Raw genomic sequence first — 26,853 nt, forward strand, 5'->3', positions numbered from 1 at the left:
TATCGTTTAGGTGTTGTCATCGGAATGCCTCGATTCGTTTTTCCTCAGATTATACCTGAATTTTTAGTTTTCAGACAGTCCCTAAATAAGCGATGAATAAACTTAATTTTTTAATCAAGAGGTGATTGTCATGGCAACAACTTACGGCATTTTCTATAACGGACAAGCGGGTAATGGGCAAGCGGCAACCGTCGCCCATCAAACCGCGCAAGCGCTATCGAACCACGGCATTGAGTCTCAATTACTGACAACACTAGGAATCCCCCGGGCAATTGCGTTAATTAAGCAAACGCTTCCTCAACTGTCAGCACTAATTATTGTTGGTGGAGATGGCACACTGAACGTTGCAATGACAGCCCTAATCCAAGCTGAAGCACATATTCGTATCGGCGTTATTCCCATGGGAACGGTTAATAATTTTGCAACCCGCTACCAGTTACCAACTGACCCCCAAGCGGCCATCGAACTAATTTGTACTCAGCCGGCAACCCAAGCAGTCGGCATGCTAGTTTGTAATCAACGCCGGGCAGTCGTGAGTTCACTGACATTCGGTAATTTGGCTGACATTTCCAATGAAGTTCGACAATCTGAGAAGCAGCGATTCGGTAAATTAAGCTATCTTTACCGTGCTATTCGCCATATTGGTCACAATAAGTCACTGCCAATTCGATATCAATTCAAACACGAAGGAAGCCACACCTTAAAAACATGGTTCTGTTTGATTACAACGACCAAATCAGTCGGTGGACACGTCTATAGCGCGTCTGCTCCAGGAAAAATGCATATTAGTCTACTTAACAACATTGGCTGGCGGCAAGTAATTCCATATTTTTGGTTCGCACTAACGGGGAACTTGCAAAACTCCAAGGCCATTACACAGCTAACGGCAACCAGTGCACGAATTACGAGTGCAACTGGTCAAGCCGTGACGACACGTATTGACGGCGACCCAGCGGTTAAACTACCAATTGAATTGACCTATTTGACGGACCGCTTCGAATTGATCGTACCAGCAGTCATCGAATAACGACGTATTTTTTATTAATATAATCAACATATTGATTGCGTACTATTAACTTTTTGATTATAGTTAAACATAGTTATTAATTAATCCCAATTAACACAGGGAAAAAATAATAATGTTCACATCATAACTTTATTGGGGGGATTACGATGGCATCTGCTTATCGCAAATTTTGGGACAATCTTTTAAACTTTTCGGGTACAGCAACACGCTCTGAGTACTGGTGGCCCGTTATCATTAACTACATTCTTGGTGGTATTATCATTGCAATTATTCAGATGATTATGGGACACCCCATCGAGGATATTTACAATTGGAGCGATCTGAGTGTTAATACGATGAGTAAACTCATCGCATTAATCATTTGGTTAGGAACACTCTCGTTGAAGTTTCGGCGATTGCATGACAGTGATCACACTGCATGGTGGATTTTAATTGACTTAGTTCCAATAATTGGGACCATTTGGTTCTTCATCTTAATGGTGTTGCCGTCACGCTCAAATCGTTGGCAATAATTTAACTAGGCGCAACTTTTATTGGCTAAGCGGCCCATAATGGTTGCGCCTTTTGTGACTGAGCGCTGGCAGTTAATCATATTAATAGACGCACTAATTATGTGAATGTTATCATTAATATAATAAATAACATCATTTCATTTAGGAGGTCCTGAGGATGTATCAAAATATTCTAGTCCCGCTTGATGGCTCTGATAATGCCTACATGGCTTTAAAACACGCGGTCAAACTAGCCCAGACGTTTAAATCTAAATTATTTCTGGTCAATGTTATTGATATTACACGCCTGAATGCGTATAGTCCTGCAGCTTACGGGGGAACGCTATATACAAACCTTCTAAAAGTCGCAAAAGATAATAGTCAGGACATTCTGGATCGTGGTCAGCAAATGGCTTCGGCAGCACAAGTCGAATCCCTACCAATTCAAGTTAATAGTTCACCAAAAGCTAGCATTGCAACTGATATTCCCAAAAAATATGCAATTGATCTAATCGTCATGGGCAAATCCGGCACCAACGCGGTTTCTCGAATTTTGCTAGGCTCAACAACCGCGTACGTCGTACAAAAAGCGGAAGTCAACGTGACAGTCATTAACACAATTGACGACCCTGATTAGACGACTAATAGAAGGAAGGAAAAATCAATGATCAAAGAACGCCCTAAATTCAATTGGCTTCATCTGCTCATTTTCATTGTGGTCGTCGAAGCAATCGGTAGTCTGTCGGCATGGCTCGCGGGAGACATTAAGGCCGTTTACAATGGGCTCAACTTGCCAGTACTATCACCACCAGATGGCCTCTTTGGCATCGTTTGGCCGATCCTATATGCGCTGATTGCGATTGCTGGTTACTTAGTTTTCCAGCAGGCTACGACACACCGTGACCGCCTCATGGACGCCACCCTGTTTGGTATCCAGCTGTTACTAAACTTTATTTGGAGCATCATCTTTTTCAGCCAGTCGGCTTATTGGTGGGGCTTAGTCATTATCATTGTGCTTGATTTAGTCGTCTTACTTTGCATATTACAGTTCTATCGCAGTAGTCGGCTAGCCGCAATTTTGATGGTCCCCTACTTGGTCTGGATCTGTTTTGCAACTTATTTGACATTAGGCGTCGCATTATTAAATTAAATATAATCGCAAATCAAATAACGGTCCCATCAGTCATTGTTACTGATGGGACCGTTATCTTATTGTATTAAAGTTTTAACGCGGCTTAACTGGTGTTGTCACCGCCAGGGCCCCGTGTATCGGCACTGATTACCAATCAACTATTTAAAGCGTTCTACGTTGCCGTTTTCTTGAACGATACGGCACAGCGTAATCTTGTGGCGCATCTTCCGGACTGGCACTCGTCCAATGGCCACTACCCTTTTTAGCTGGGCGGGCATCATCTTTGAGACACGTAAACCGTGAGCCGTGTTTATCCTGGATAATAAAAATTCGACTAAATTCGTTAATGGTATCGACTACCGTACAATCCGTATGCTTGATGTTGAACACATCCGTATAAACTTTACTCATTATTGTCCACCCCCTAGGAATTAGTATTTAACATTGTTAATATACCGCGTCTTGAATGACAAATCCATAAATATACATCTGCTGGTTATTATTACTAAAAAATGATAATCGTACAGGTCACTGATACCCCGATATACCGCCTAATTCGTTTAAATTTTCGCCCGCACCAATCGGCCTTGATAAATGAGTAATTAATCAGATGCAGTTGCATAATTGATACCTGTTTTCATTGTACAATCCTGGTCTCGTACGATATAATCAGAATATTCTTTTTGTATGATTACCGTAGTATGGTGGTGACCTTTAGTCACTTAACGAATTTTGCAATTTTAAAGTTCACCACCGAGTGGCGGTCAGTCTACAAGCACGAACAACAGGGGGAGTATTCAATGAAAGTCATTAATGTCGCACTACACGTCAAACCCGAGTTAACCACTCAATATGAAGCCTTTATTCATGAACTAGTGGTCAATTCTTCACAAGAACCCGGCAACGGTTTCTACGGCCACTTCAAGCAACTGGATCATAACAGTGACTACGAGATTATTGAGCACTGGCAAGACCAAGCCGCCGTTAATTTTCACAATGAAACGCCGCACTTTCAAAACTTTCTCGCCCATATCAACGAGTATCTGATAACTGAGCCTGAAATTACCCGGATGGATCACTAGCGACTTGGTACTGTAGTCACATGAGCGCAACTGACAGTCACCTATTGAATCACAAATTTGAGCCACCTTTGTTCAGCTAACTTGCATTGAGAGGATGCTCATGCGCGTACCCCTTAATGCTAAAATGCCAGCTGCCAAGCTGTAATCGCAAATCCGATTCCCGGCATCCGCTTAATTATTACCACTAATTTACAATAGCAACCTGTACTTCACTAATCAGTAAAGACCGGTCATCGCTATTCGCTTCTATGAATCCTTAAAGCACATTTAAAAAGGTCTTACTAGCCAATAAACGCCAGTAAGACCTTTACGATATCTCAAAGACAACTTTTATAGTCTAAAATCACCTCAAAGTAAATTTAGACCTCATCTAATTACTGTACGTCAATATCTGAGACTTGATAGAACGCATTACCAGTATCCGCTATATTCCAAACACTGAGTAACACTTGATAGCCTTTTTCATTAGCAGAAATATTGACTTGGTGGGTTACAAATTCACTAGGGATGGCACCATTGTCATTATAACTAGCTATCTTCTTGAAATCACTAAACTTAAGTGGTGCGTTTGGATTCCAGCCAGGCTTGGTAATATAGTAATCCCAAGTACTAGTTTTATGACGAGCAGTTAACTGCCAAGTCACACTAAGATTGCCGGCCTTCACAGGTGTCTTATACCACCGTTTGGCATTTTGCTCGTCCAGTGGTGCAAAGTTAGCAATACCGGCACTGGCAATTTTGCCATCAATAAATGTATTTTGGGGCGCTTCAATACTCTGTGGTTCATACATAACCGAACCAATATTGGTATTCAAAGGCCCACCTGGATACCAAGTACTCCCCAGATAAGCTCTTCCACCCGGGTTCGTCACAAAGCCATGTGCTGAAACTTGAATCACGCCACAACCTAAAAACGCGATCATCATACCAACTATAATAAATAAGTACCGTAATACATGATTCTTCTTGGTGCTCAACATAAGATCCCCTCCTCAATTGTCACTATAACGCCCTGAAAACATGATAGCCACCAAGATGCACAGAGATCCGAAATCTTTTCTATGCTTATCGATTCCAGCCTAATACTGAACAAGTCTGGAATGGTTGCCCTCCTTGTCAATCATTCCAAATGCATAATAAAAAATCCCTCGTGTTCTTATAAGGGATGTACTAGTCCCTGTCAAGTTGTCATTTGAAATAATATAAGTTTTGATTCACTTCAAACGGCCTTATTCCAATATTCTGCTGGTGTGAGGTCGTTTCTTGCTGGTGAACGGTCTAATTGATTAAAATAGGTGATACCTTCTTCGACTAAAGCGACCAGCTCCTTATAGGTGGCTGGTCTGGCGTGCCGCGCTATCCAGCGTACCTTAAATTCATTCCACCAACGTTCCATTGGTGCGTTATCATATGGCGTTCCTGGCCGTGACATACTGCGTGTAACTTCATGCTGTGCCAAAAACTGATTAAATGCGCTCGAAGTGTACGCTGAGCCCCGATCAGTATGCACTAAGGGATGGACATCACCCGCGAAATTAAAGGCTCATTGAAAAACCTGAATCTCCGCATTTGAAGTTTCAGTCTCACTTAACCTATGGGCAATTAAATGCCGACCATAAAGATCCAGCACGCCACTTAGACGCACTTTGTATTGGCCATTGACTCCATAGACCAATTCAGTCGAATCGGCCAACCAGGCCTGATTTGGCCGACTAGCGTTAAACTGTTGGTCTAAAACATTGTCTTGTAAATACTGTTCCTGTTGCTGGATACGTGAACGTTTCTTCTGACGGACCTGACAACGGTTAGCGTTCTGGAACTCAGTAATTAGAGCTAACTTTTCAACTGCTGAATATCTAGATCTTGGCATACGAAAATCCCTCCATGAAATATCAGATGAATTATATCATTTCATCTGACAACCATAAAGGGATCATAACAGATCAATGAAACTACATGTTTATTGTGGAGCTATATTTCGATACGACTACCGCAGAACCGACAAGATCAATCATAAATATAATGGCGAGTCATTGGAAGGCCAGTTCCACTCGGCGCTTTCACTAATAGATATTGAATAACATCGATATTTCCGGCCTCAAAAGCAGCTGCACATGCCTGTAAATATAATTGCCACATGCGATCAAATCGTTCACCATAACTTTTGACGACCTGTTGTTCGACTTGCTGATAATTGTGATACCAGATTTCTAACGTCTTTTGGTAATGGCGCCGCAAGGGCTCAATGTCTGAAAATTGTAACTTAGCAGCCATAATATGTTTGAGATTCTCAGCAACATTTGGGATATAGCCCCCTGGGAAAATATATTGGTTAATAAATGGATCAACGCCGACACCTTCATGTTGACCTGTAATGCCATGAATTAAAGCTCGGCCTCCTGGAACTAAGAACGCTTGAATTTTATTAAAGTACAACCCTAGATTTTCTTTACCAACATGTTCAAACATACCTACCGAGGTGACATAATCAAATTGGCCAGTGACTTCTCGATAGTCCTTTAACTGCACATGCACTTTTTCCTCCAAATGACGTTGCTTGATTTGCGCTTGTGTATAATCATATTGTTCTTGACTTAAAGTAATACCCGTTGCATCTAACCCAAACTCATCCGCGGCCATAAATAATAATGTTCCCCAACCACTCCCAACATCCAATAATCTTTTACCAGGCTGGGTTGCCAGCTTATTTAAAATATGTCTCACTTTATTGAGTTGTGCCTGTTTTAAAGTATCATCGTCATGTTCAAAGTACGCACAGGAGTAGGTCATGGTACCATCTAACCATAGTTTATAAAAATCATTGCCGATATCATAATGACTTTGAATATCTTTTGTGCTGCTTTTTTCGGAATGTGATATTTTTGGTAAGTGTTTCAAAAATGAATTATGTGTCAAAAAACTGTCTTTTTGGCGGTAAGCAGAGGCAATTAGTTCCTGAATGCTCCCATCTACTTCAATATCCCCATTCATGTATGCTTCACCTAAAACCAATGTTGGCTGATTAGTTAATAACTTAATTGGGATTTCTTTATTTAATCGAACTTTAACAGCTGGTATGCCGGTACCATACCGTTCAATTTGCCCATCCCAATAAGTGACTTCAATAGTAACATCGAACGCTTTACTAAATAAGTTTTTATAAATGATTTTGTCTAACATAACAGTCTCCTATATAATGTTTTGTGTATGAAACATTATATACCTGAATTTGATTTTCTGAAAGATTGATTGTCTTTATTTCACTGAACCTGTATTGAACAGCCAACGGTATTTCTAATAATAGCAATGACTGCCAGTTTTATTTATACTGAAAATTATGCTGTTCATAATATTTATATTGATAATCTTAAACTACTGATGTTAAATTCAGAATGACCTATTTTTTTAAATACCAAGAACTAGTGTCTGTTGCCAAACATCGAGATTGTTCAGCATCAATATTTACTGCAGTCATTACATCTAAATTGCTTAAACTAAATGGAGGTATTACAAATGGATTTCATTATCGCAATTGGCGGCCTCATCACTGGCATTGGCCTCATCATCAATGTCTTTAACACCCGGATCAAGTATGGCTGGTTCACTCACTATCAGAACAAAAGTCGGCCACTTAATTATGTTAGTTTATTATTAATCATAATAGGGTTAATTATTATTATTGGCAAAGCCTATCTAAACGGACAACTAAATTAACATAAAAACTAAATTGCTGATGCAGTACAGTATTCATTTGTATGTTAGCCTATATAGTGGTGACGTGAAATTTATATCACTATAACTAATTCATTTGTTTAAACTAAACACTACACTGGGGGATTCAATGATGAAACAGCAACAGAAATTAGCGCGTTTAACAACTGTTAATCAGCTTTTAGAACAGCTAAACACTTCAGTTCCAATTGAAAAAGTTGAAATCAGAAAATTAATTAGCCAAGCCTACGCAACTATCAACCAACCAGATTCAGTTACTAAGCGTTATCAACAAATACCCGACGCAATCAATGAATTAATCGGTCAACTTCAAGTGATGGCTGTCGCTAAAAAATACCATTTCTCATCTGAACAAGATCAGTTAATTGCCAACTTAACAACTTCTACAAATAAAATGTTTGCCCACGGTTGGTATGGCCTAATTGCCATGAGCGGTATTGGAAAGTAAACCTAGCAATTCATAAAGAGTGTTCCAGCTACGATTTGACCCATTGCAGGCATCCCCAAAAGAGCATCTTTTTAAAAGATTAGCGGGTCATGATGTCAATTTTTGTTACTGTTTAAACTTAACTGTAGTATAAAAGGCGCTCAGCAAATGAGCGCCTTTTATGTTACTGCTACAACTTTGATTGTTGTTATATCAACGTTCCTACTTAACTTCCGAAGTATTCACAATCGGCTGAGTACCCCGCTCCGAAATAATGGTGACCATCATGTTATTGATCAGTTGCAGTTTCTTATCGTCTGATAGCTGCATCCCCGTATCTTTCTCTAAACGGGCGATCGTGTCTTCCGTAATTGAAACGGCCCCTTCCACAATGACCTTGCGAGCAGATAGAATTGCCGAAGATTGTTGGCGTTGTAACATCGCACTGGCGATTTCAGTCGCGTATGCGAGATGCGTTAAGCGTGTCTCAACGATCTCGACCCCCGCAACATTTAGCCGTTCTTGAAGTTCTTCCGTTAACCGGTCAGAAACTTCGGTTGGATTACTCCGCAGCGTAATCTTCTTGTCGTCATCAAACGTATCATATGGATATTCAGAGGCCACGTGCCGCACCGCTGATTCACTTTGAATCTCAACAAATTGTTCATAATCATCCACTGCAAAGAGTGCCATACTGGTATCAACAACTTTAAACACGATAACGGCCGCAATTTCCACGGGATTTCCCCGGAGGTCATTAACTTTTAAAATGGCACTGTTAAAATTGCGGACCCGCAGTGAAATGGAAAACTTACTGGTTAACGGAACGGTCATAAACAGCCCTGAATCACGAATTGTCCCGATATACTTACCAAAAAATGTTAACACGCGCGCCTCGTTGGGGCCCACAATTGTTAGCGAACTAGCCCCAAAGGCCGCAATAATAATTAGCAATGCGCCCAAAAAGATACTCGCAAAATGATCGCCAGTCGCACCGGCCCAAACCAGCCAACCGCCAACTAACACAAATGCGATCGCTAACACTAGACCAATATAGCCATTGATATGAAACACTTGTTTTTCTTTCATCAAGACTACCCCCTTTGGCCCTTATTATAGCATAAGCGTCTCACATGCTCGCAAAGCTAAGTTCGATGGCAAGTTCCAAAGTCAGTAATGGCGATCGCCTTCGCGGCCCTACCGGCTCAACTATTCAAACGTGCGTGAAGTCCATCCCCATCAACGTGACTTAACTCGGCTTGCCACTTTTCCGCTCCCGTCCCGCAAAACACCAGGTCGTCATCACTAGCAATAGCGTGAATGGCCAAGCGACTTGGTAGGGGCGCATAAACGCAGCAGTTAACTCAATTTTGGCTTTGGCCTTAATCGCTGATGCAGCAGTCCTTATTCGCTGGTTAGTGTGTTTAACTTGACTGTGAACCTTTTGGGCCACCTGCTGATGAATTTGAGCTTTGATACGCACTGGAGCGGACTGCAATGACCGTGCTTTTAACACTTGCATATAATTGGCAGCAACCAACCGGCGGGCCTTAGCCGCCGTGATTGGCTCGTGGACCGTTTGCGCGGTTTGCTCAGTTGCTAATTGGTGGTCAACCACGCGTAACGTATCACGTTTGGCTTGCTTAGGAATTGATAAAGTAGTGACCGTCGTCGTTGCATACGTTCGTATCTGTGTCTTAGCCGTTGTCAAATTAGCGGCTAAAGCTGACACAAAAATGGCTACGGCCAACGATGTGCCAATTTGCCGAAACACGCCAATCACACTTTGTGACGCTGTCAGTAACTCACCGGTAAAATCACCGGCCGCTAATACCGTAATTGGCCCAATAATCGTGCCGTAGCCCGCACCAACCAGTAACGCCGCCAATGCAAACTGCCAGTACTGACTAGGACTCATCAGGCTAAGTACCCCATAACCCGTAGCTATTGCGAGACTACCACTAAAGATCACGCGCCGCGCACCAAGCTTTGCTAACAAGAAACCACTGATTGGTGAAAAAATAAAAATCATCATTGAAGCGGGCGTAATCATAATCGCCGCCATCAATTCCGTCTTACTTTGAACTTTCGTGAAGAAACTCGGCATCAAGACTAATAGTCCCACCATAAAGACCCCTGATAACACGGTCGCTAACGCCGCACCGTTAAACTGTCGGTCTTTAAATAGGGCTAATGGGACCATCGGCGCTGAGACGTGGGCCTCCATCCAGACAAAGGCAATCAATGTTAGCGCACTAGTGACGCCCAGGCTCAGGACTACGCGACTCGTCCATCCCCAGTCATTACCTTTAACCAGGACCAACGTCAATGCCAATAAGGTCGTCATCACTAAGGCACTCCCACCGAGGTCTAGTTTTACTTGACCATGACTAGGGTGCCGCCATGATAGCCAGGCGATGCAACCACACAACGCGACGGCAACTAAAGGCACGTTAATCAGGAAAATTCCCCGCCACCCCCAAAATTGAGTGACCGCACCACCAATGGTTGGTCCTAACGCTGCGGCTAGCCCTTGCATCACGCCCAAGCTTGCAATGACCCCCGTATGCCTGCTGAGTGCAACACTCTGAATACCAATCGTCATACTAGCCGGGAAGACGATGGCCGCACCAATACTTTGAATCGCTCGGCCAGTAATCAGCAGCCCGACACTGAGACTCAATCCAGAAGTTAGTGAACCAATACCAAAGAGCCCGAGTCCAATCAAGTACATCCGCCCACGTCCCCAGACATCCGCTAACCGACCGAGTGGAATCGCCAGACTAGCAAACAGGACGGTGTAAATATTCAGTGCCCACGACAGGTGCGTCAAATCAGTATTTAGTCCCGTCTGAATTGCTGGCAACGCAATATTCATAACCGTCGTATCAAGCATACATAGAAAAATGCCAATCATCATCATTGCAATTACTTTCGTCGATTTTTTCATCATAATCGCCTCCCGTTAAGTTAATGGGAGTATATCTGGTAAAATGGTCATAAATAAATACTTACGTTACAAAAAAGGAGATGTTGTAACCAATGAACCCACAAACACGAAAACGCCAAAATTTAACTGCGGTTTATGCGGCCTTACTACAGCTTATGTCGCAAAAACCACTCAGTCGTATTTCAATCACAGAACTTTGTCAGCACGCTCAGGTTTCTCGCACCTATTTTTACCGTAATTTCACCAACTTCGATCAGATTATTTTGGCCTATCAAAAACAGACTATCCTTCAATATCTGCGCCAATTACCGCGACAATCAAAGGTTAAATTGCAGGTATTGATGACTCAATATTTCACTCTCATGCAACAAATGGCAGCGACAAATGCGTTATTGATCAAAAATGAAAAAACCCAGATTTTTATTCAAAGTTTCGAAGCCGTCTTTGCATTACTCATCAAACAAGACCGTATTATCGGTTCAAGCAATACCGCGCTTCGCCAACCGTACTACACGGCTTATTTTTCTGGTGCGGTCATCAATATGCTCGTTCATTGGCAACAGAATGGGATGGTTGAAACACCGGCCTATCTCGCTCAACAGGTCACTCGGTTCACTCTACGCGATAACGAAAGTAGGTCCTAAATAAAACGGGGTGCCGTTGCCGACATCCCGTTTAGTAGCTTCTTTAATTTACTTATCAACTCAGTCGCGATGGTAACGTTGTTTAACACGCTTCATCGCTTGTTTGCCACCGAACATCCGCTGAATTTTAGCCTGCTCCAACTGGCGTGAATTGAGTCCTTGATAGCTCATTTCACGTTGTAATTTTTGATAGCTTTGTAACCGTTCAGACGTTACCGTGCCCACCTCAACTGCTGCCCGTACCGCACAACCAGGCTCGCTAGTATGGGTACAATCACTAAACTTACACTGTGTCGCCAATGAGGCAATTTCCGCGAAAGTTTGATTTAAATCACCCATGAAGATTTGTAACTCACGCATTCCTGGTGTATCAATGACACAGGCGCCCGTTGGTAGCGGTATTAATTGCCGACTCGTCGTTGTGTGCCGCCCTTTGTCATCATCTGTACGAATCGATTTCGTCGCCAAGATATCCTGGCCCAACAATCGGTTAATCAAAGTCGACTTACCGACACCCGAAGAGCCCACGAAGGCCACCGTTTGACCAGTCGTTAGGTATGGTTGCAATTCATCCAAACCCTGACCCGTTTCGACCGAACAAGTGATCGTCGGTACGCCGACACTGACATCCGCCACAGCCCGTAACTTAGTGGCTAGATCCGTACAGAGATCCGCCTTGGTTAAGACAATGACCGGAAGTGCACCGCTATCCCACGCAATCGTCAGGTAACGTTCTAACCGCCGCACATTAAAATCCGCGTTCAATGACATGCAGATAAAGATGGTATTAATATTTGTCGCAATGATTTGGCCGTCTTGGCGGTTCACGGCACCGCGCGCCAAGACACTCTGCCGTGGCGCGATTGCTTCAATCTGCGCCTGATTATCAGCGGATGAAGATAGGCACACCCAATCCCCAACCGCCGGAAATGCCGCGGGACTGGCCGCTTCATAAGCCAGTTTTCCCGTAACTTGTGCTGAACGTTCCCCAGCCGTCGTGATGACTTGGTACCAATCACGATGTTGGCCGATAATCCGGCCAAGTATTTGACCGTTTTCCTTAGTCAAGTCGGCTTGAACCGCCGTCGTCAATCCATATTTAATTAAATTAATTGTCAATTTTTATAATCCTTTCGCAAAGTGACTTACCCTAACGCTCTGCGAATTAAAAATGCGCCCAGTCTTATCCCAACTGTGCGCAAAAACCGTCCGACATGTCTATCTGCCAGGCTATTCGTCACATTAGGGTACACGAAACTAAGCGGGTCCAACCCACTTTTTTCGCTCAACAACACCCTAACGAATGCCCGACATAAAACACCCCTCCTATATTTGATAATTACAATTTAACAAGTCTCACCAAAATTGTCAATTTAAAGCGATTCACCACGGCAATTCAACGCTAATGTGCGCATTAAAGTCTTGCTGGCGCTTTAGTTTGGCTAACCGGGCGGCCTGCCGCTCTTGATAGCCCTGAGCAACAAACGTGTATTCTGGTTTATCAGCGACTAACAGTGGTAATTCAATATTACGGTCCGTCACCACGAACGTTGAAAAGCAGGTCAATCCCAAAAACCGTTCGCCGGTCTTCAAGTGTTCACCAATGATTTTAGTAAATACCTCGATGGAGCGGTGACCAACGCCCGAAACGTAAGATTCCGCACACATTGAGTCTTGTAACCGAAACGGCAATAAAAAATTGACCTGATCGACTGACACGGTCACCGTCTCAATTCGAGCCACTCGCGATGCGGCAATCGATGAATTATCATCGATAGTCGCCAAGATTTTTCCGCCGAAAACCGTGTCGTGCTCATTCAAATCAGCTGAAAACACACGGTGATTGCTAATTGATAAAGTCTGTGAAATATGAATTGGTTCCATGTCTGCACCCCGTCATCTTTAATTATTTTATTTATATCACTGCAAACGACCTACAATGTGATTAAAACAGACTAGCTAGCTCGATTGTTGTTCGGACACGTCCTTCCTGCTACGACCACCGAAACCGACTGCTTTTATCCTTATGTCATCGTCGGCTTTGATTCCGATTCAAGACACATCGTTAGAATGTGATCAGCCGCCACAATTAATCTGAAAGCGATTGGCTATACTTCGTCGCAAACGCCCAAAATTTAGCAACCACGGCAGCGTGATTATCTGGACGCTTCATGAAAGCCATCTGACTGCGAATAGTAGGCGTCAGTGGAATGGCTTTAATGTTGTCAAAACCAGTGAGATCAAATGACCGCGCCATGACAACCGAGACACCATCACCCTGATTCAGCATTTCTAAAATGAGATCAATTCGTTGACCATCATAAACCATCTGTGGCGTATGCATTTTTTGAAATGCCGAAAACAACGGGTTATCTTCACCGATGGTATCTTTCAATAATAAAATTGATTCATGTGCCAGCATCGACAGACTAATCTCAGCTTGTTGCGCCAACGGATCGTCTTTCGGAACAAGGACCACAAACTGATCGGTCTCATTCAATAAAACGTCATAATTATTGGGTTGATCCCCGAAAATCCGTGTAAATACAATGTCGACATTCGTATGATCCAGTGCATGCGCTAACCGATCGACACTCGCCTCACTAAATTGTAATTTCACTTCCGGATACCGCTTCGTAAATGCCGTGATAATATGAAAAGCCTGGTATTGTGCTAAAGATGGTAGTCCCTGAACAACCAGCGACTGCGCATTATGAGCGGTATTAGCGGCCAGAACTTGTTGTAGCTGACGCTCTTCGCGCAGAATTGCTTGGGCCCGTGGCAATAATTGTTGCCCAACCCGTGTTAACGTGACTTGCCGATGCGCACGTTCAAATAATTGGACCTGCCAATCGCGCTCTAAAGCCATAATGTATTTTGAAATGGTCGACTGTGACAAAAACATGCGTTCAGCACTGCGACTATAGTTCTGGGTCGTGGCAAGGTCAACAAACACTGCCAATTTCCGTGTTTCCATAATTAACCCTCTTCTAACTATTCCTATTTAGAATAGTTTACCACATATTCAGAATTGTTCTTATCCGAAACAAGCTCTAAACTAATAGCTGTTGTTTTTATCAATTAAATATTGAGGAGGGCTTGCGTGCCAATTGGAATTATTACTAACGTGTGTGCGATCTTTTTCGGGGGTATTGTGGGCGCATTGACCGGCAAACGAATGTCACAACGTTTAAAAGATGGGCTGAATATGTCCTTTGGGATCTGTTCCATGTGTATGGGGATTTACGCGATTGCACCATTAAAAAATCTAGCGGCGGTCATCTTTGCCGTTATTATCGGAACAGGTATTGGATTGCTTTGCCATTTGGGAACTGCAATCAATCACGGCGCTGCCGCGATGCAACGTTTCATTTCACGGTTTGTCAAAGCACCAGCAACTTTTGAGAAACAGGCCTTTGAACAGACAATGGTCACGGTAATCGTATTATTTTGTGCCAGTGGAACTGGTATTTATGGGACTTTAACTGAAGGGATGAACGGCGACGCCACAATTTTGATTTCCAAATCAATTCTGGACTTCTTTGCTGCGGTAATTTTCGGTGCTAACTTAGGGTTAGTTGTTTCCTTAATTGCTGTTCCCCAACTAATCATCCTGACTGCTTTATTCTTAGTCGCTCACCTAGTCTTTCCCTTGACCACTCCTGACATGATTCTAGATTTCAAAGCGGTCGGTGGTATTTTAATGGTTGCCAGCGGCTTTCGCATTATTGCCGTCAAGATGTTTCCGACCGCCGATATGATTCCGATGATGGTCGTTATCATGCCGATTTCATGGTTATGGATGAATTTTGCATTGCCATTATTATAGATAAATTATTGAAGGATAAATTAAAAAGCAGTTCTGAGCCCACAATTATGGCTTGCTCAGAACTGCTTTTAGTCAGCACGTAGAAGGCTTGCACTAGCAGGTCAACCAGTTGGCCGATAATAAAATCCAGTGGCCATTGTTCACTAAACTTAAAAAAGAGCGTACTAAAGTTAATACCAACCATGCGCTCCAATCAGCCAACCGACAAGGGACGAGCCAAAAATCCCTCGTGGGTCGCAGGCAATTCTAACGGCGTCAACTGGTATAACTGTGTTTGATAGCACGCTAGTCCACGTTGTAAATCAAGAACCTCGACACGGCGGGGCGCATGGGTCAAGCCGCAGCCCACTAACTTTAATACCGCTTCTTTAGCCGTCCAAAGTTGCCACCCTAACCGATAACGATCTTGCACCGATAAAGCCTGTAATAGCTGCCATTCCGCCGATGTAAAGGCTCGCCGAATGGCAGTTACATCATATGGACGGACCTGTTCAACATCGATCCCCAAAGGTCCCGGACCGACCGCCACCATCACTAACTGGTGCGTGTGACTAACACTAACACCTAATCGAGGATGACTTGGAAAATACGGCTGGCCCAATCGATGATAAGCTAATGGTACCGATAACACTTGCTGAATTAATTGGCGACTCACGGTTCGCTGAGTGACCCGCCGCATTTTTTTAGAAACATCGACCGGCATCTGAAGCCACTGCCGTTTAAAGACAACTTGAGTGATTGGCATTAACTTAAGTGGACCCCTTTATCCACGTATACCACGTCCCCGGTCATTCCAGTCGATAGATTGCTTAATAAAAAGGCAGCCACGTTGCCGATCTCACGCGTTTTTACCGGTTCTCCATCAACTGTCATACTGCGAGATAATTTTAATAATTGCTGATGCTCATGAATACCCGTTACCGCCAACGTTTTGACTGCTCCGGCTGAAATTGCATTCACGCGGACTTGTTGTGGTCCAAGGTCACGTGCCAAGTAACGCACATTTGCTTCCAACGCGGCCTTAGCAACCCCCATCATATTATAATTTGGTACGGCTCGCTCTGATCCAAAATACGTCAACGTTACGAGACTGGCTCCTGGTTTCAGCATTGGCCGAGCTGCTCGGGCAACTGCAATCAGCGAATACGCACTAATATTTTGTGCCAAATCATATCCAGCTTTCGTGGTATTCACAAAATCACCTTCTAAGGTTGCTTTATCCGCATAAGCAATAGCATGGATAATCCCATCGATGGCACCATACTGTTGTTTAATGCTTGCAAATGCCCGCTCAACATTGTCATCATCAGCAACATCACAGGCAATTAACGGCACATCTGGCGCAACAAACCGTTGTAAGCTTTGCTTCAAACGGTCATTTTGGTAAGTCAAGATAACCTGGGCCCCCTGTGCAATTAATGCCTCGGTACACCCCCAGGCAATACTGCGCTGATTGGCCACACCCATGACCACAATGGTCTTACCCGATAAAATTCCATCCATACTTATCATTCCTCACTTATTTAAAATTGCCGATAACGGGCTTGGCGTTGCGTAACCAGTTCCGCCACCGACTTTGCTGTTAAAGCAGTTAACGTCTCGTCAATGGCTGTTTTCAGCGGTTGACAATCTGCTGCGGTTGCTACTTCAGGAATAATCCGATCGATAATCCCATCTGCCAATAATTCTGTCGGCGTCAAGCGCATTTTTTCCGCAGCTTCAGCAGCACGTTGCGATTCTTTCCATAAAATAGTGGCATAGCCTTCAGGTGATAACACCGAGTAAGTACTATTCGCCAACATCCAGACTTGATCACCACATGCTAAGGCTAATGCACCACCACTGCCACCTTCACCAACAATCAAACTCAAAAATGGTACTCGCAATTGTAATCCTGCTAACAAACAGTCAGCAATTGCTCGTCCTTGTCCCTCATATTCCGCATCAACACCCGGATAGGCACCCGGCGTGTTGATTAAGGTCACGACCGGCTGCCGTAATTGTTCTGCTTGCCGCATTAACCGCAATGCTTTTCGATAACCGCTAGGCGTCGCACAGCCAAAATGCCGAGCTTGATTCTCGGCCAAATTTTGACCCTTCTGAATACCAATAATGGTGACGGGCCGTTGAGCAATTGTTGCTAAGCCGGCGATTACAGCTGGATCATCCGCCCGTTGACGATCACCATGACAATCAAAAAAATCCTCTGTCAAGCCATCAATCAACGTTTGAATGCTAATCTTACTAGCATCACGGGCTGCTTGAACTTGTTCATAGGCCGTTACTTTAGACATCCTGATGACCTCCCTGAGTGATTGTTAATAATCGTTGTAGTGTTTTCCGTAAGGCTGGTCGGGGTACAATTTGATCTAACCATCCATTGGCTAATAAGGTTTCCGCCCGTTGAAAATCCGCAGGTGGTGTCTGTTGAATGGTTTGTTCAATGACTCGCCGACCCGCGAATCCAATGAGCGCTCGTGGCTCGCTCAACATAATGTCACCCTGCATCGCAAAACTAGCCGTGACACCACCAGTGGTTGGATCAGTTAAAATTGTAATATACAACAGTCCAGCTTTTCGGTGATTTGCAACCGCCGTGGACACCTTAGCCATTTGCATCAATGCACGAGCGCCTTCTTGCATACGCGCCCCGCCAGAAGCAGTAACCATCACAACGGGAAGTTTTTGGGTCGTACAAGTTTCAAATAATCGCGTAATTTTCTCACCGGTTGCCGCCCCCAAACTCCCCATCATAAATTTAGTTTCCATGACACCTAAGCCAAATTGATAAGTCGCTAACGTCCCAATACCAGTCAATACGCTCTCATTCAAGTGTGAGGCTGCTTTGGCACGCTGCAACTTTTCTAAATATGCAGGGTCATCAAAACTGACGGGCGCACTTAGGTCCGCATCCCGCTCTTCAAAACTCGCCGTCAATTGTTGAACACGTTGCCAAGCAGGCAAGCGAAACCCATAATCACAATGGGGACATACCTTGAATTCACCGAGATCTTGGGTATAACAATCTTCATGACAAACTGGACAGCGCGTCAATAACGCGTCTGGGATATTATCCCGTCGAACAGCTAACTGCCGTTCAGTGGGTGCTTGAAACTTGCGCTTGGGCATCACTTAACCATCCTTTCAAAAAGTCTTGTTCGATATAAGCTGTGGTATAGGTACCACGGCTAACAGTCGAATCTGCAACTAATCCTGCTAAGAAGGTCCGGTTCGTTTGAACCCCATCGATGGTCAATTCCAATAAACAACGATGCATCTTGCGACTGACCATCTTCCGATTAATACCGTGAACAATGATTTTTGCAATCATCGAGTCGTAAAACGGTGCAATCATGCTACCAGTCACCACACCAGCATCAATCCGGACTCCCAGTGTCCCCATTGGGTAGATCAACCGGGTGATTTTTCCAGGTTGCGGTCGAAAATCGTGGTACGGATCCTCCGCATTCAAGCGACACTCCATGGCAACACCATGAATTTTCACATCCGCCTGTTTAATTTTTAATGGTATACCAGCTGCAATTTGTACTTGCGCTTTAATCAATTCAATACCCGTTACCATTTCAGTAACCGTATGTTCAACTTGCAACCGCGTATTCATTTCCAAAAAATAAAAATGATGCTGCTGATCCATTAAAAACTCATAGGTACCCGTATTTGTATAACCCAACTTTTTGGTTGCGTTAGCCACTAATTGTCCCAATTTGGTCCGTTCAGCAGTCGTGATGACCGCACATGGACTTTCCTCTAACACTTTTTGATGATTCCGTTGTAGCGAACAATCGCGCTCTGGTAGATAAATAACATGCCCCTGTTGATCGGCTAAGACCTGCACTTCGATATGCTTCGCCGGGGCAATGATTTTTTCTAAGTACAACCGATGATCATCGTATGAAGCTTGAGCTTCCTGCTGAGCTGTTCGAAAGGCCTTCGCTAAATCTTGATCATTGCTAACAGCGCGAATCCCTTTACCGCCACCCCCAGCAGCGGCTTTGATCATAACTGGGTAACCTAAGGTATGGGCAGCTTGCATAGCCGCCTCAACATCCTTAAGCACCGATGGACTGCCGGGAATCACGGGTACGCCTAATCGTTGCATGGTCTGCCGGGCATTTTCTTTGTCACCCATCTGGTCAATCACCTCAGGACGCGGTCCAATAAACGTTAACTGACAATCCGCACACATTTTTGCAAATTCCGCATTCTCAGATAAAAAGCCGTAGCCTGGATGAATCGCCTGACACCCGGTCAAATTAGCAGCGCTAATAATTGCTTGCATATTCAAATATGACTGGTTGACGGGACTCGCCCCAATACAGACCGCCTCATCAGCCAGATGTACAAATAAGCTCTCCTGATCAGCCACTGAATAGACAGCGACCGCTTTAATCCCCATCTCATGAAGCGCGCGAATAACTTGGACCGCAATTTCACCACGGTTCGCGACTAAGACTTTTTTAAACAATCGCCATACCTCCTTCAGGCTTGCATTACAAAGGTTAAATCAGCACTAACAACCTCACGACCAGCACAGGTAATCACGCCATGGCCTGTTCCGATTTGACGACGCAACTTAGTTAACGTTACCATCGCTTCTAACCGGTCACCTGGGCGCACATCCGTCTTAAAATCAGCCTGCCGAATTCCGCCAAAAAAGACGTTATTACCATGATGCTCCGGCATCGATAGTAAAGCCACAACTCCCGTTTGAGCCAAAATTTCTAATAATACTGGCCGAATCATCGTTCTTCCGGTCAGTGTCGGACTCTGAAAAAACCATTCATTAATCGTGACTAATTTTTCCGCTGTTGCGCTGACACCTGGTTGGACCGCTATGATACGGTCTAATAATTGCAGCGGAAACCGTTGGGGAATTAAATCCGTAACTTCCATTAAACGGTCGTCTCCTCAATTGCAAACAATGGTTCATCAAATTCAACCATAGTTGCATTCTTAATTAAAACTTCTTTAACGATCCCACTAACTGGGCTAGGGACTTCGTTGATCATTTTCATCGCTTCGATTACACACAAGGTTTCCCCTGACTTGACACGATCACCCACCTGAACAAACGGCGCCTGTTTCGGGTCGGCAGCTAAGTAAGCCACCCCAACTAGGGGCGCCGTGACCATCGTTGTTCCCGATTGAGTCGCCACTTCAGTCGTCGGTTTGACCACTGGTACCGTAGAGTCGGTCACTGCCGGCTGTGAACGCGCTGAATTTGTCTCAGCAGTTTCAGCTTGTTTATTCAAATGCAGTTCAAAGGTTGTCGTCTTGACGTCCATGACTTGAGCGCTGGATTGATTAAACTGATTGATCAGGGCGGTCATCGCTTCCGTATCCGTCATACTCATACATTCACCCACTTCTTAAAGGCAACCACGGCATTATGGCCCCCAAAACCAAATGAATTACTCAAAGCATAGGTTGCGGCTTGATGTTGAGTTGCTGGCGTTACTAAATTGACTGGACACTCAGGATCTTGGTCCGTACAACCAATATTCGCAGGTAACTGACCCGCTTGCAGAGCACCAATCGTTGCAACAGCTTCAATTGCACCCGCAGCGCCTAATAAGTGCCCCGTCATTCCTTTAGTACTGCTGACTTGTATATCTTGACCAAACAACGCGCTAATTGCTTGAGCTTCGGCACTATCATTCGCATGTGTGGCTGTTCCATGAGCATTGATGTAATCCACATCACGCGGCTGAATGCCGGCTTCCGCAACGGCTTGTTGCATTGCACGTTTGGCACCAGCACCATCCGGTCGGGGGGCTGTCATATGATAAGCATCGCTAGTCGTTCCGTAACCCACGACTTCACCAAGAATCTGGGCGCCTCGGGCTTGGGCATGGGCCAACGTTTCTAAGACTAACGTCGCACCCCCTTCACCCATCACAAACCCATTGCGTTGACGATCAAACGGTAATGAAGCCAACGTTGGGTCAGTGGCTTTCGACAACGCAGTCAGGGACGCAAACCCTGCAATACCGATTTCGTTGACGGAAGCTTCTGAACCACCCGTGATGATCACATCTGCCTTTCCTTGACGCAAATATTCAAACGCATCGCCGATGGCATTCGTCGCCGACGCACACGCGGTCACAATCGCTTGACTGGTATTCTGTGCGTTAAATTGCATCGCGATATTACCAACAACCATGTTGATGATTGAATTAGGGACGAATAACGGTGAAACTCGTTTGGGACTCTTGTCGTGCATCTTGATCACTTGCGCTTCAATCGTCGTTAAACCACCGATACCCGAACCATAAATAACGCCTAATCGTTCTGGATCAATATTTGCTTCATTTAGTCCGGCTTGCGCCATCGCTTCACTTGCACTGTATAGACCATAAACGGAAAATAAATCCAATCTTTTCGCTAATTTCTTTTCAATTCGTTCTTCTGGCTGAAAATCCTTAACCTCACCGGCAACTGTAATCCCAGTGGGCGTCGCGTCAAACTTCGTGATGGGCTTAATCCCAACTTGTCCCGCGAATAACCCCGTTAAAAATTCATCAACACTATTACCGAGGGGCGTCACCGCACCCATTCCAGTCACAACTACTCGTTCTGTCATTGGATAACCTCCCATATCTTATATCGTCATGCCACCGTCAACTGTTAGCACTTGTCCCGTTAAGTACGGTTGGTGCAATAAAAAGTCAATTGCTTGGGCAATTTCGTCGGGCGTCCCAAAGCGTTTGAGTGGAATATCACTTAAGGCAGCCGCCGTTACACGGTCATTCAATTGTGCCGTCATGGCCGTCGTAATCATTCCTGGGGCCACCGCATTACACCGCACTTGGCGCCGAGCCCCTTCCTTTGCCGTCGTTTTAGTTAAACCAATAATTCCAGCCTTACTAGCCGCATAGTTCGCCTGGCCGATATTGCCATGTAACCCGACCACACTAGCAACATTAACGATGGCGCCTTGTCGCTGTCGCTGCATGACTTTTAAAGCGTATTTGGTCATATTAAATGTGCCCAATAAATTTGTTTGAATCACACTCATGAAATCTTCCGCGTGTAGCCGCGTTAATAACTGATCATGGGTCACACCAGCGTTATTCACGAGTCCATCTAAGCGACCAAAATTTGTCATCACGGTCTCAATTAAATCAGCCGCCGTTTGATCATCGCTCACATCACCAACTAATTGCGTCAACCTTGGATATTCAGCCGTTAATGCTTGCCAATCGGCCGCTTCAATTTCATGATGAACGTTTAAAATAACGCTGGCCCCCTGAGCTGCCAACCGTTTGACTGTTGCCAAACCAATACCCTTAGCAGCTCCAGTGACTAAAATCACTTCATCCACGCTCACGTACCTCCTCAGTATCCTGACAATAATTCTGCCAATCTGTCATATCTTCAATTGACCAAACCCTTACCCCCGGCAATGTTTGTTTGGCAAAAGTTGCTAAACTATGCCCCGGTCCAACTTGAATAATCTCATCGACCTCATATGTCGCAATTCGTTGTAAGCAGGCCGCAAAGTGCGTTGGCGATACTAACTGTTTTACCAACGTTTCCTTGACAGTTGCCTGGCTAAAGGGGGTCACGGTCGTATTACTGATGACCGGAATTTGGGGTGCTGCAATATTAACAAATCGTAATCGTTGCGCCAACGCCTCACTCGCTGCTGCCATTAACGGCGTGTGTGAAGCCACCGCAACGTCTAATGGGACCACCCGTTTAACGCCGTGTGTTTTTAAATAGGTTCGCGCAGCTTGAATACCAGCTGCATCGCCACCAATAACAATTTGATCAGCTAGATTGTAATTAGCGGGATACGCAACCCCCACTGCTTGGGCACTTTGACAAGCGGCTGCAACCAGTGCCGGCGTTACCTTCAACGCCGCGACCATCTCCCCGGGATGCTGTAATCCCGCTCGTTGCATATATCTAGCCCGATCGGCAACTAACTTCAAGCCATCAGCAAATGGCAGGACGCCAGCTGCAATCAATGCGGCATACTCGCCAAGGCTCAATCCTGTTAACACGGTTGGACACTCATTAAGCAACGCTGTTAAAGCACGATATAACCCCATATTCATCGCTGTAATTGCAACCGGCATCCGTTGAGCATCATCGATCCAATCAGCAGTTACCCGCAGATCCCAGTCCAACACTTGATTAGCTTCGTCAATCGTGGCTTGGTACGCTGGTAACGTTTGATAAAGATCGGCCCCCATATCGGCAAACTGTTGTCCTTGACCACTGAATAAGATTGCCGTTTTCATAACTTAGTCCTCGCTATTTTCCTGATGAGTCGCCACATAATCAACTAAATCACCAACCGTGGCTAAAGCGTCATCCGTTTCGATTTCGATATCATATTCGTCTTCGATCTTATCGATCACTTCAAAAACGTCCAGACTATCAAGTGCTAAGTCTTCGGTAAAGTTCGTTGTCATCGTAATCTTGTCAGCATCCACGTCTAATTGTTCCACGATCATCTTTTTAATTTGGTCAAAAATTTCAGTTTTAGTCATTGTTGATTCCTCCAGAATTTTTAAATTAATTTTAAATGCTTGATTTCAGTTATCAATTAATACTCAATTACGACACTACCGACGGATAACCCGCCGCCAAAACCGGTAAACACCAGCTTGTCACCACGTTGAACTTGCTTTTGGGCAACCATTTCGGCAAATAGAATCGGTTCACTGGCTGCCGCAGTATTGCCATACTGTGCAATGTTCATCGGTAATTGTTCCGTAGCTAAGTTTAATTTTTGACCAACGCTCTTAACAATACGTGCGTTGGCCTGATGAAGCACAAATGCTTTAATATCACTCGACTCGAGCCGTGCCTGCATCAACGCCTGCTCAATTGAGTGCGGCACTTGCTTAGTGGCAAAGTCATAAACCCGCCGACCATTCATCTGAAAGGCCCAGCGGTTAGAATCTGCACCATCAGTCCGTGTCGACCACGGATTCACCTGAGGTTGCTGTCCCGCCGTTAAATAATGCCCGTCAGCGCCAAACGTCGCGTAATGACCGCCCAGCCAGTGCCCAGTGGCCGTATTAGGCTTAGCAGTAATCAATAGACCACCCGCACCATCACCAAATAAAACGGCAGTGCTACGATCATGCCAGTCTACTAACCGACTCAAGGTCTCGCTACCGATTAACAAAGCGGTCTGGCCCGGTTGTAAGTATTGGTGAACCAACTGCATCCCATAAACAAAGCCCGCACAGGCAACATTGATGTCAAAGGCAATTGCTTTTTCAGCCCCAATTGCTGCCTGTACTTGAGGAGCCGTCGCCGGTGTCAAATAATCCGGTGACATGGTTGCCACGATGATCAAATCAATCGCCGTCGCCGCTAGCCGACTTTGCTGCAACAACTGCTGGGCAACTGAAACAGCTAAACTCGTCGTTGTCTCATCGGTCGCGACGTGGCGAGAACGAATTCCCGTTCGCTGCTTGATCCAATCATCAGAAGTCGCCATCAGTTGCGTTAGTTCTTGATTCGTGACTTTGGTCGTCGGCAGTGCCTTAGCACTCGCTAAAATCGAAAAATTAGTTGTCATGGTTGGTTACAATTCGGCAATGCTTTTAAAAAACTTTCCCAAACGACAATCGCCGAATTGCCATTACCACCTTTCTATTTTGAATCAGTTGCACCAACGATAAAGGTTAAATCAGTTGTGCAGGCTGCCTTGTCACCGACCATCGCCTGACAACTCACCGTTCCCATGTTGGACCGTTGCTTGACCATTTGGACATGCAACTTCAAGACATCACCGGGACGGACAATTTTGCGGAACTTGGCATCCTTAATGGCGCCAAGATAAGCCGTCTTACCAGCAAACTTTTCAGATTTCAAAATCAGAATCGACGCGGCTTGCGCCAAAGCTTCAATAATCAACACGCCCGGCATGACCGGGTTACCGGGAAAGTGCCCTTGGAAAAATGACTCATTGATCGTGACATTTTTCGTCACCACGATCGATTCACCCGGATTTAATTCATCCACCCGGTCCATGAATAAAATTGGGTACCGGTTGGGGATTAATTGCATAATTTCACTTGCTTCTAACACACTCATAGTTAGTCGCTCCTTTCACGGCGTTTGGGAATGGCATTAAGTTAATCGTCCGGCCAAATCTTGTCAATTGATTTCAGCAGATTAATTTACAGTATGTTACATTTTTTAGTAGCCAAATCCCGGTAAGCTGGGCTCTAATCGAGCTTTATTTTTTTGCGAAAATTTCTTGACGATCCATTTTTTGCGGTCATAATCCGTCAACGAACTGGCACAGTTTAGCAATTTGACTATAAAGTTTATAATCAAATTGCTAACAAGTTTTGACTTCAGCAAGCAGTGATACAATCTGTTCAACTGTCACTAGCTTAAATGCACGCAAAAAAAATTGCATCTAAGAACTAGCATTCTTAAACACAATTGTTATGACGATCTATTAATTTAAAGGATTACCCATCAGTCTAAAGCCATCACATCCATAAGATTTTAACGCCCATAACTTTTAACCTAAACGGCAATGCCTGTTAATTTTTGAACATCCCCAGAGATTGTTGGCGGTAAACGGATGGACTCTGATGAAACCATTTTTTAAAAGCTCTCGAAAAAGACTCTGGGTCTGAATACCCTAACAAATAGCTGATTTCAATCAAGTTTAGCGATTGATCTTTCATCAAGGGTACCACTAGGGTTCGACGCGCAATTTGGACTTCATCATTAAATGTGGTGCTTAAAGTACTAAGATGACGCTGCAAGGTTCGTTTACTGAGATTCAAACTTGTTGCAATCTCGTCAATTGAGAAGGAACCACTAGGAATTTTCTTCAACAATAGTGCTTGAACAGTCGCGAGCAATGATTGGTTGTGTTCAATAGCCAGTTTTTGTTGGTCTAACCCTGGTTGCAAAAATGCCCACATTGAATTATTGGCCGAAATAAACGCCCGCTGTAAGTCCGTGACTTGAAACTGAATGCAATTATCAGCCAATTGTTGAGGTCGAATGCCCATCACGGCATCAATCTGATCACCATACGGATACTTACTACCAACTGAAATTGGCTTGATGAGTTTTCCCGTACCTACTCGTAACAAGCTGATTAACAACAATTGTTCCGTCATAATCGTGAAACGCGGCAACTCGACGCCAAGACTATTTCCCAAAATATGAATATTGACAATATCTGGCTTGGTCACTATCTCTAAATGAACCGGACCTGCCAATGATTTATAGTTTGCCATGCGTGCAATCGCTTGTTCACCATTTTTAGCAGCTAATGCTGCAAAAAAGGACGGCATAAACGTATTAATGTTAGTAATATTCCCTAAACTAAGAATCATTTCATCCGTCAATTGGTTGTCGAATTCGTTCATTAACTGCCAATACTCCACATCAGAAAGCATTAATTGTTCTTGCCAAACCACTTTATTAATACCGGCAGCTTCAAGCAGGGTATTTAAATCAACGCCAAGGCTTGCCATAAAACACTGAAACTGTTCAGAAACCATAATCTTCACACTAATCA

At 44.4% G+C, this 26,853-nt stretch carries 32 protein-coding genes and 1 pseudogene; 9 read left to right on the forward strand and 24 right to left on the reverse strand.

The genetic code is table 11. The features are described 5' to 3' along the window. Positions 1-130 precede the first annotated feature (130 nt). The 4 genes from ACOV1R_RS04005 to ACOV1R_RS04020 all read left to right on the forward strand — a co-directional run bounded on the left by ACOV1R_RS04005 (position 131) and on the right by ACOV1R_RS04020 (position 2,668). Positions 131-1,027 carry a diacylglycerol/lipid kinase family protein gene (locus tag ACOV1R_RS04005; protein WP_217203278.1) on the forward strand — a complete coding sequence of 299 codons (897 nt, stop codon included), beginning with the start codon at positions 131-133 and terminating at the stop codon, positions 1,025-1,027. A gap of 146 nt (positions 1,028-1,173) precedes the next feature. Next, on the forward strand, positions 1,174-1,539 hold the full coding sequence (locus ACOV1R_RS04010) for a DUF805 domain-containing protein (RefSeq protein ID WP_003645101.1): 366 nt from the start codon (positions 1,174-1,176) through the stop codon (positions 1,537-1,539). 157 nt (positions 1,540-1,696) lie between these two features. After that, a complete protein-coding gene (locus ACOV1R_RS04015; protein ID WP_003644345.1) occupies positions 1,697-2,155 on the forward strand; it encodes a universal stress protein in 459 nt (152 codons plus the stop codon). Between the two features lie 27 nt (positions 2,156-2,182). Next, positions 2,183-2,668 (forward strand): TspO/MBR family protein, encoded by a 486-nt coding sequence (locus tag ACOV1R_RS04020; protein ID WP_003644344.1) that lies wholly within the window; start codon positions 2,183-2,185, stop codon positions 2,666-2,668. A gap of 144 nt (positions 2,669-2,812) precedes the next feature. Here the strand turns inward: ACOV1R_RS04020 and ACOV1R_RS04025 are convergent, their stop codons facing one another. Further along, complete coding sequence (locus ACOV1R_RS04025) at positions 2,813-3,061, reverse strand: hypothetical protein (protein WP_003640439.1); 249 nt, start codon at positions 3,059-3,061, stop codon at positions 2,813-2,815. Positions 3,062-3,450: 389 nt separating this feature from the next. Between ACOV1R_RS04025 and ACOV1R_RS04030 the strand changes: the two genes are divergently transcribed. Next, positions 3,451-3,732 carry a putative quinol monooxygenase gene (locus ACOV1R_RS04030; RefSeq protein ID WP_015825545.1) on the forward strand — a complete coding sequence of 94 codons (282 nt, stop codon included), beginning with the start codon at positions 3,451-3,453 and terminating at the stop codon, positions 3,730-3,732. A 374-nt stretch (positions 3,733-4,106) separates the two neighbouring features. Here ACOV1R_RS04030 and ACOV1R_RS04035 read toward each other — a convergent pair whose 3' ends face one another. The 4 genes and pseudogenes from ACOV1R_RS04035 to ACOV1R_RS04050 all read right to left on the reverse strand — a co-directional run bounded on the left by ACOV1R_RS04035 (position 4,107) and on the right by ACOV1R_RS04050 (position 6,912). Next, positions 4,107-4,712 (reverse strand): lytic polysaccharide monooxygenase, encoded by a 606-nt coding sequence (locus ACOV1R_RS04035; protein WP_003640437.1) that lies wholly within the window; start codon positions 4,710-4,712, stop codon positions 4,107-4,109. Between the two features lie 239 nt (positions 4,713-4,951). After that, positions 4,952-5,260 (reverse strand): annotated as a pseudogene (locus ACOV1R_RS04040) (DDE-type integrase/transposase/recombinase); the annotation flags it as partial. Between the two features lie 15 nt (positions 5,261-5,275). Beyond that, the gene (locus tag ACOV1R_RS04045) at positions 5,276-5,602 is read right to left on the reverse strand and encodes a transposase (protein WP_003645105.1); all 327 of its coding nucleotides are present in this window, start codon (positions 5,600-5,602) and stop codon (positions 5,276-5,278) included. 137 nt (positions 5,603-5,739) lie between these two features. After that, complete coding sequence (locus ACOV1R_RS04050; protein WP_097558148.1) at positions 5,740-6,912, reverse strand: SAM-dependent methyltransferase; 1,173 nt, start codon at positions 6,910-6,912, stop codon at positions 5,740-5,742. Between the two features lie 333 nt (positions 6,913-7,245). On the opposite strand from ACOV1R_RS04050, the gene ACOV1R_RS04055 reads away from it, so the two are divergent. Both ACOV1R_RS04055 and ACOV1R_RS04060 read left to right on the forward strand, forming a co-directional pair. Continuing rightward, positions 7,246-7,446 carry a hypothetical protein gene (locus ACOV1R_RS04055; RefSeq protein WP_097558147.1) on the forward strand — a complete coding sequence of 67 codons (201 nt, stop codon included), beginning with the start codon at positions 7,246-7,248 and terminating at the stop codon, positions 7,444-7,446. Positions 7,447-7,573: 127 nt separating this feature from the next. Beyond that, positions 7,574-7,912: a hypothetical protein gene (locus ACOV1R_RS04060; RefSeq protein ID WP_011101514.1), complete on the forward strand. Its 339-nt coding sequence runs from the start codon at positions 7,574-7,576 to the stop codon at positions 7,910-7,912. A gap of 201 nt (positions 7,913-8,113) precedes the next feature. Here ACOV1R_RS04060 and ACOV1R_RS04065 read toward each other — a convergent pair whose 3' ends face one another. Together ACOV1R_RS04065 and ACOV1R_RS04070 are read right to left on the reverse strand one after the other, a co-directional pair. Beyond that, positions 8,114-8,980 (reverse strand): SPFH domain-containing protein, encoded by an 867-nt coding sequence (locus ACOV1R_RS04065; RefSeq protein WP_011101510.1) that lies wholly within the window; start codon positions 8,978-8,980, stop codon positions 8,114-8,116. Between the two features lie 160 nt (positions 8,981-9,140). After that, a complete protein-coding gene (locus ACOV1R_RS04070) occupies positions 9,141-10,844 on the reverse strand; it encodes an MFS transporter (protein ID WP_015640353.1) in 1,704 nt (567 codons plus the stop codon). An 89-nt stretch (positions 10,845-10,933) separates the two neighbouring features. Between ACOV1R_RS04070 and ACOV1R_RS04075 the strand changes: the two genes are divergently transcribed. Beyond that, a complete protein-coding gene (locus ACOV1R_RS04075; protein WP_003645111.1) occupies positions 10,934-11,485 on the forward strand; it encodes a TetR/AcrR family transcriptional regulator in 552 nt (183 codons plus the stop codon). Positions 11,486-11,545: 60 nt separating this feature from the next. Here the strand turns inward: ACOV1R_RS04075 and rsgA are convergent, their stop codons facing one another. From rsgA to ACOV1R_RS04090, 3 genes are all read right to left on the reverse strand, one after another. Then, positions 11,546-12,604 (reverse strand): ribosome small subunit-dependent GTPase A, encoded by a 1,059-nt coding sequence (gene rsgA / locus ACOV1R_RS04080; RefSeq protein WP_015640351.1) that lies wholly within the window; start codon positions 12,602-12,604, stop codon positions 11,546-11,548. A gap of 264 nt (positions 12,605-12,868) precedes the next feature. Further along, the gene (locus ACOV1R_RS04085) at positions 12,869-13,369 is read right to left on the reverse strand and encodes an acyl-CoA thioesterase (protein ID WP_003645113.1); all 501 of its coding nucleotides are present in this window, start codon (positions 13,367-13,369) and stop codon (positions 12,869-12,871) included. A gap of 205 nt (positions 13,370-13,574) precedes the next feature. Further along, positions 13,575-14,462: a LysR family transcriptional regulator gene (locus tag ACOV1R_RS04090; protein ID WP_003645114.1), complete on the reverse strand. Its 888-nt coding sequence runs from the start codon at positions 14,460-14,462 to the stop codon at positions 13,575-13,577. A gap of 126 nt (positions 14,463-14,588) precedes the next feature. Between ACOV1R_RS04090 and ACOV1R_RS04095 the strand changes: the two genes are divergently transcribed. Beyond that, on the forward strand, positions 14,589-15,314 hold the full coding sequence (locus ACOV1R_RS04095; protein WP_003645115.1) for a DUF554 domain-containing protein: 726 nt from the start codon (positions 14,589-14,591) through the stop codon (positions 15,312-15,314). Between the two features lie 193 nt (positions 15,315-15,507). Here the strand turns inward: ACOV1R_RS04095 and ACOV1R_RS04100 are convergent, their stop codons facing one another. The 14 genes from ACOV1R_RS04100 to ACOV1R_RS04165 all read right to left on the reverse strand — a co-directional run bounded on the left by ACOV1R_RS04100 (position 15,508) and on the right by ACOV1R_RS04165 (position 26,845). After that, positions 15,508-16,059 (reverse strand): 4'-phosphopantetheinyl transferase family protein, encoded by a 552-nt coding sequence (locus ACOV1R_RS04100; RefSeq protein WP_003645116.1) that lies wholly within the window; start codon positions 16,057-16,059, stop codon positions 15,508-15,510. Next, positions 16,059-16,817: an enoyl-ACP reductase FabI gene (gene fabI / locus ACOV1R_RS04105; protein WP_003645117.1), complete on the reverse strand. Its 759-nt coding sequence runs from the start codon at positions 16,815-16,817 to the stop codon at positions 16,059-16,061. The genes ACOV1R_RS04100 and fabI overlap by 1 nt, the downstream gene beginning before the upstream one ends. A 20-nt stretch (positions 16,818-16,837) precedes the next feature. Next, positions 16,838-17,608: an acetyl-CoA carboxylase carboxyltransferase subunit alpha gene (gene accA, locus ACOV1R_RS04110; RefSeq protein ID WP_003645118.1), complete on the reverse strand. Its 771-nt coding sequence runs from the start codon at positions 17,606-17,608 to the stop codon at positions 16,838-16,840. Beyond that, complete coding sequence (locus ACOV1R_RS04115) at positions 17,601-18,443, reverse strand: acetyl-CoA carboxylase carboxyltransferase subunit beta (RefSeq protein WP_003645119.1); 843 nt, start codon at positions 18,441-18,443, stop codon at positions 17,601-17,603. Before ACOV1R_RS04115 ends, accA begins: the two co-directional genes overlap by 8 nt. Beyond that, on the reverse strand, positions 18,412-19,800 hold the full coding sequence (locus ACOV1R_RS04120; protein ID WP_003645120.1) for an acetyl-CoA carboxylase biotin carboxylase subunit: 1,389 nt from the start codon (positions 19,798-19,800) through the stop codon (positions 18,412-18,414). Before ACOV1R_RS04120 ends, ACOV1R_RS04115 begins: the two co-directional genes overlap by 32 nt. 14 nt (positions 19,801-19,814) lie before the next feature. Next, positions 19,815-20,228, reverse strand: a complete 414-nt coding sequence (locus ACOV1R_RS04125; protein ID WP_003645121.1) for a 3-hydroxyacyl-ACP dehydratase FabZ family protein — start codon at positions 20,226-20,228, stop codon at positions 19,815-19,817. Beyond that, positions 20,228-20,689, reverse strand: coding sequence for an acetyl-CoA carboxylase biotin carboxyl carrier protein (locus ACOV1R_RS04130; RefSeq protein ID WP_003645122.1), 462 nt, complete (start codon positions 20,687-20,689; stop codon positions 20,228-20,230). The genes ACOV1R_RS04125 and ACOV1R_RS04130 overlap by 1 nt, the downstream gene beginning before the upstream one ends. Beyond that, positions 20,686-21,918, reverse strand: a complete 1,233-nt coding sequence (fabF, locus tag ACOV1R_RS04135; protein WP_016511663.1) for a beta-ketoacyl-ACP synthase II — start codon at positions 21,916-21,918, stop codon at positions 20,686-20,688. Before fabF ends, ACOV1R_RS04130 begins: the two co-directional genes overlap by 4 nt. Positions 21,919-21,936: 18 nt before the next feature. After that, positions 21,937-22,665 (reverse strand): 3-oxoacyl-ACP reductase FabG, encoded by a 729-nt coding sequence (gene fabG, locus ACOV1R_RS04140; protein WP_015640346.1) that lies wholly within the window; start codon positions 22,663-22,665, stop codon positions 21,937-21,939. Then, entirely contained in the window at positions 22,652-23,584 is a 933-nt protein-coding gene (locus ACOV1R_RS04145) for an ACP S-malonyltransferase (RefSeq protein WP_003645125.1), read from the reverse strand. The genes fabG and ACOV1R_RS04145 overlap by 14 nt, the downstream gene beginning before the upstream one ends. A gap of 3 nt (positions 23,585-23,587) precedes the next feature. Continuing rightward, entirely contained in the window at positions 23,588-23,836 is a 249-nt protein-coding gene (gene acpP, locus ACOV1R_RS04150) for an acyl carrier protein (protein ID WP_003640410.1), read from the reverse strand. A 56-nt stretch (positions 23,837-23,892) separates the two neighbouring features. Next, positions 23,893-24,879: a beta-ketoacyl-ACP synthase III gene (locus ACOV1R_RS04155; protein ID WP_015640345.1), complete on the reverse strand. Its 987-nt coding sequence runs from the start codon at positions 24,877-24,879 to the stop codon at positions 23,893-23,895. A 74-nt stretch (positions 24,880-24,953) separates the two neighbouring features. Continuing rightward, entirely contained in the window at positions 24,954-25,397 is a 444-nt protein-coding gene (fabZ, locus tag ACOV1R_RS04160) for a 3-hydroxyacyl-ACP dehydratase FabZ (RefSeq protein ID WP_003640408.1), read from the reverse strand. A gap of 461 nt (positions 25,398-25,858) precedes the next feature. Next, positions 25,859-26,845, reverse strand: coding sequence for a helix-turn-helix domain-containing protein (locus ACOV1R_RS04165; protein WP_128485040.1), 987 nt, complete (start codon positions 26,843-26,845; stop codon positions 25,859-25,861). Positions 26,846-26,853: the final 8 nt, after the last annotated feature.

The organism is Lactiplantibacillus sp. YT640, from assembly GCF_049745435.1.
Lineage (GTDB): Bacteria > Bacillota > Bacilli > Lactobacillales > Lactobacillaceae > Lactiplantibacillus > Lactiplantibacillus plantarum.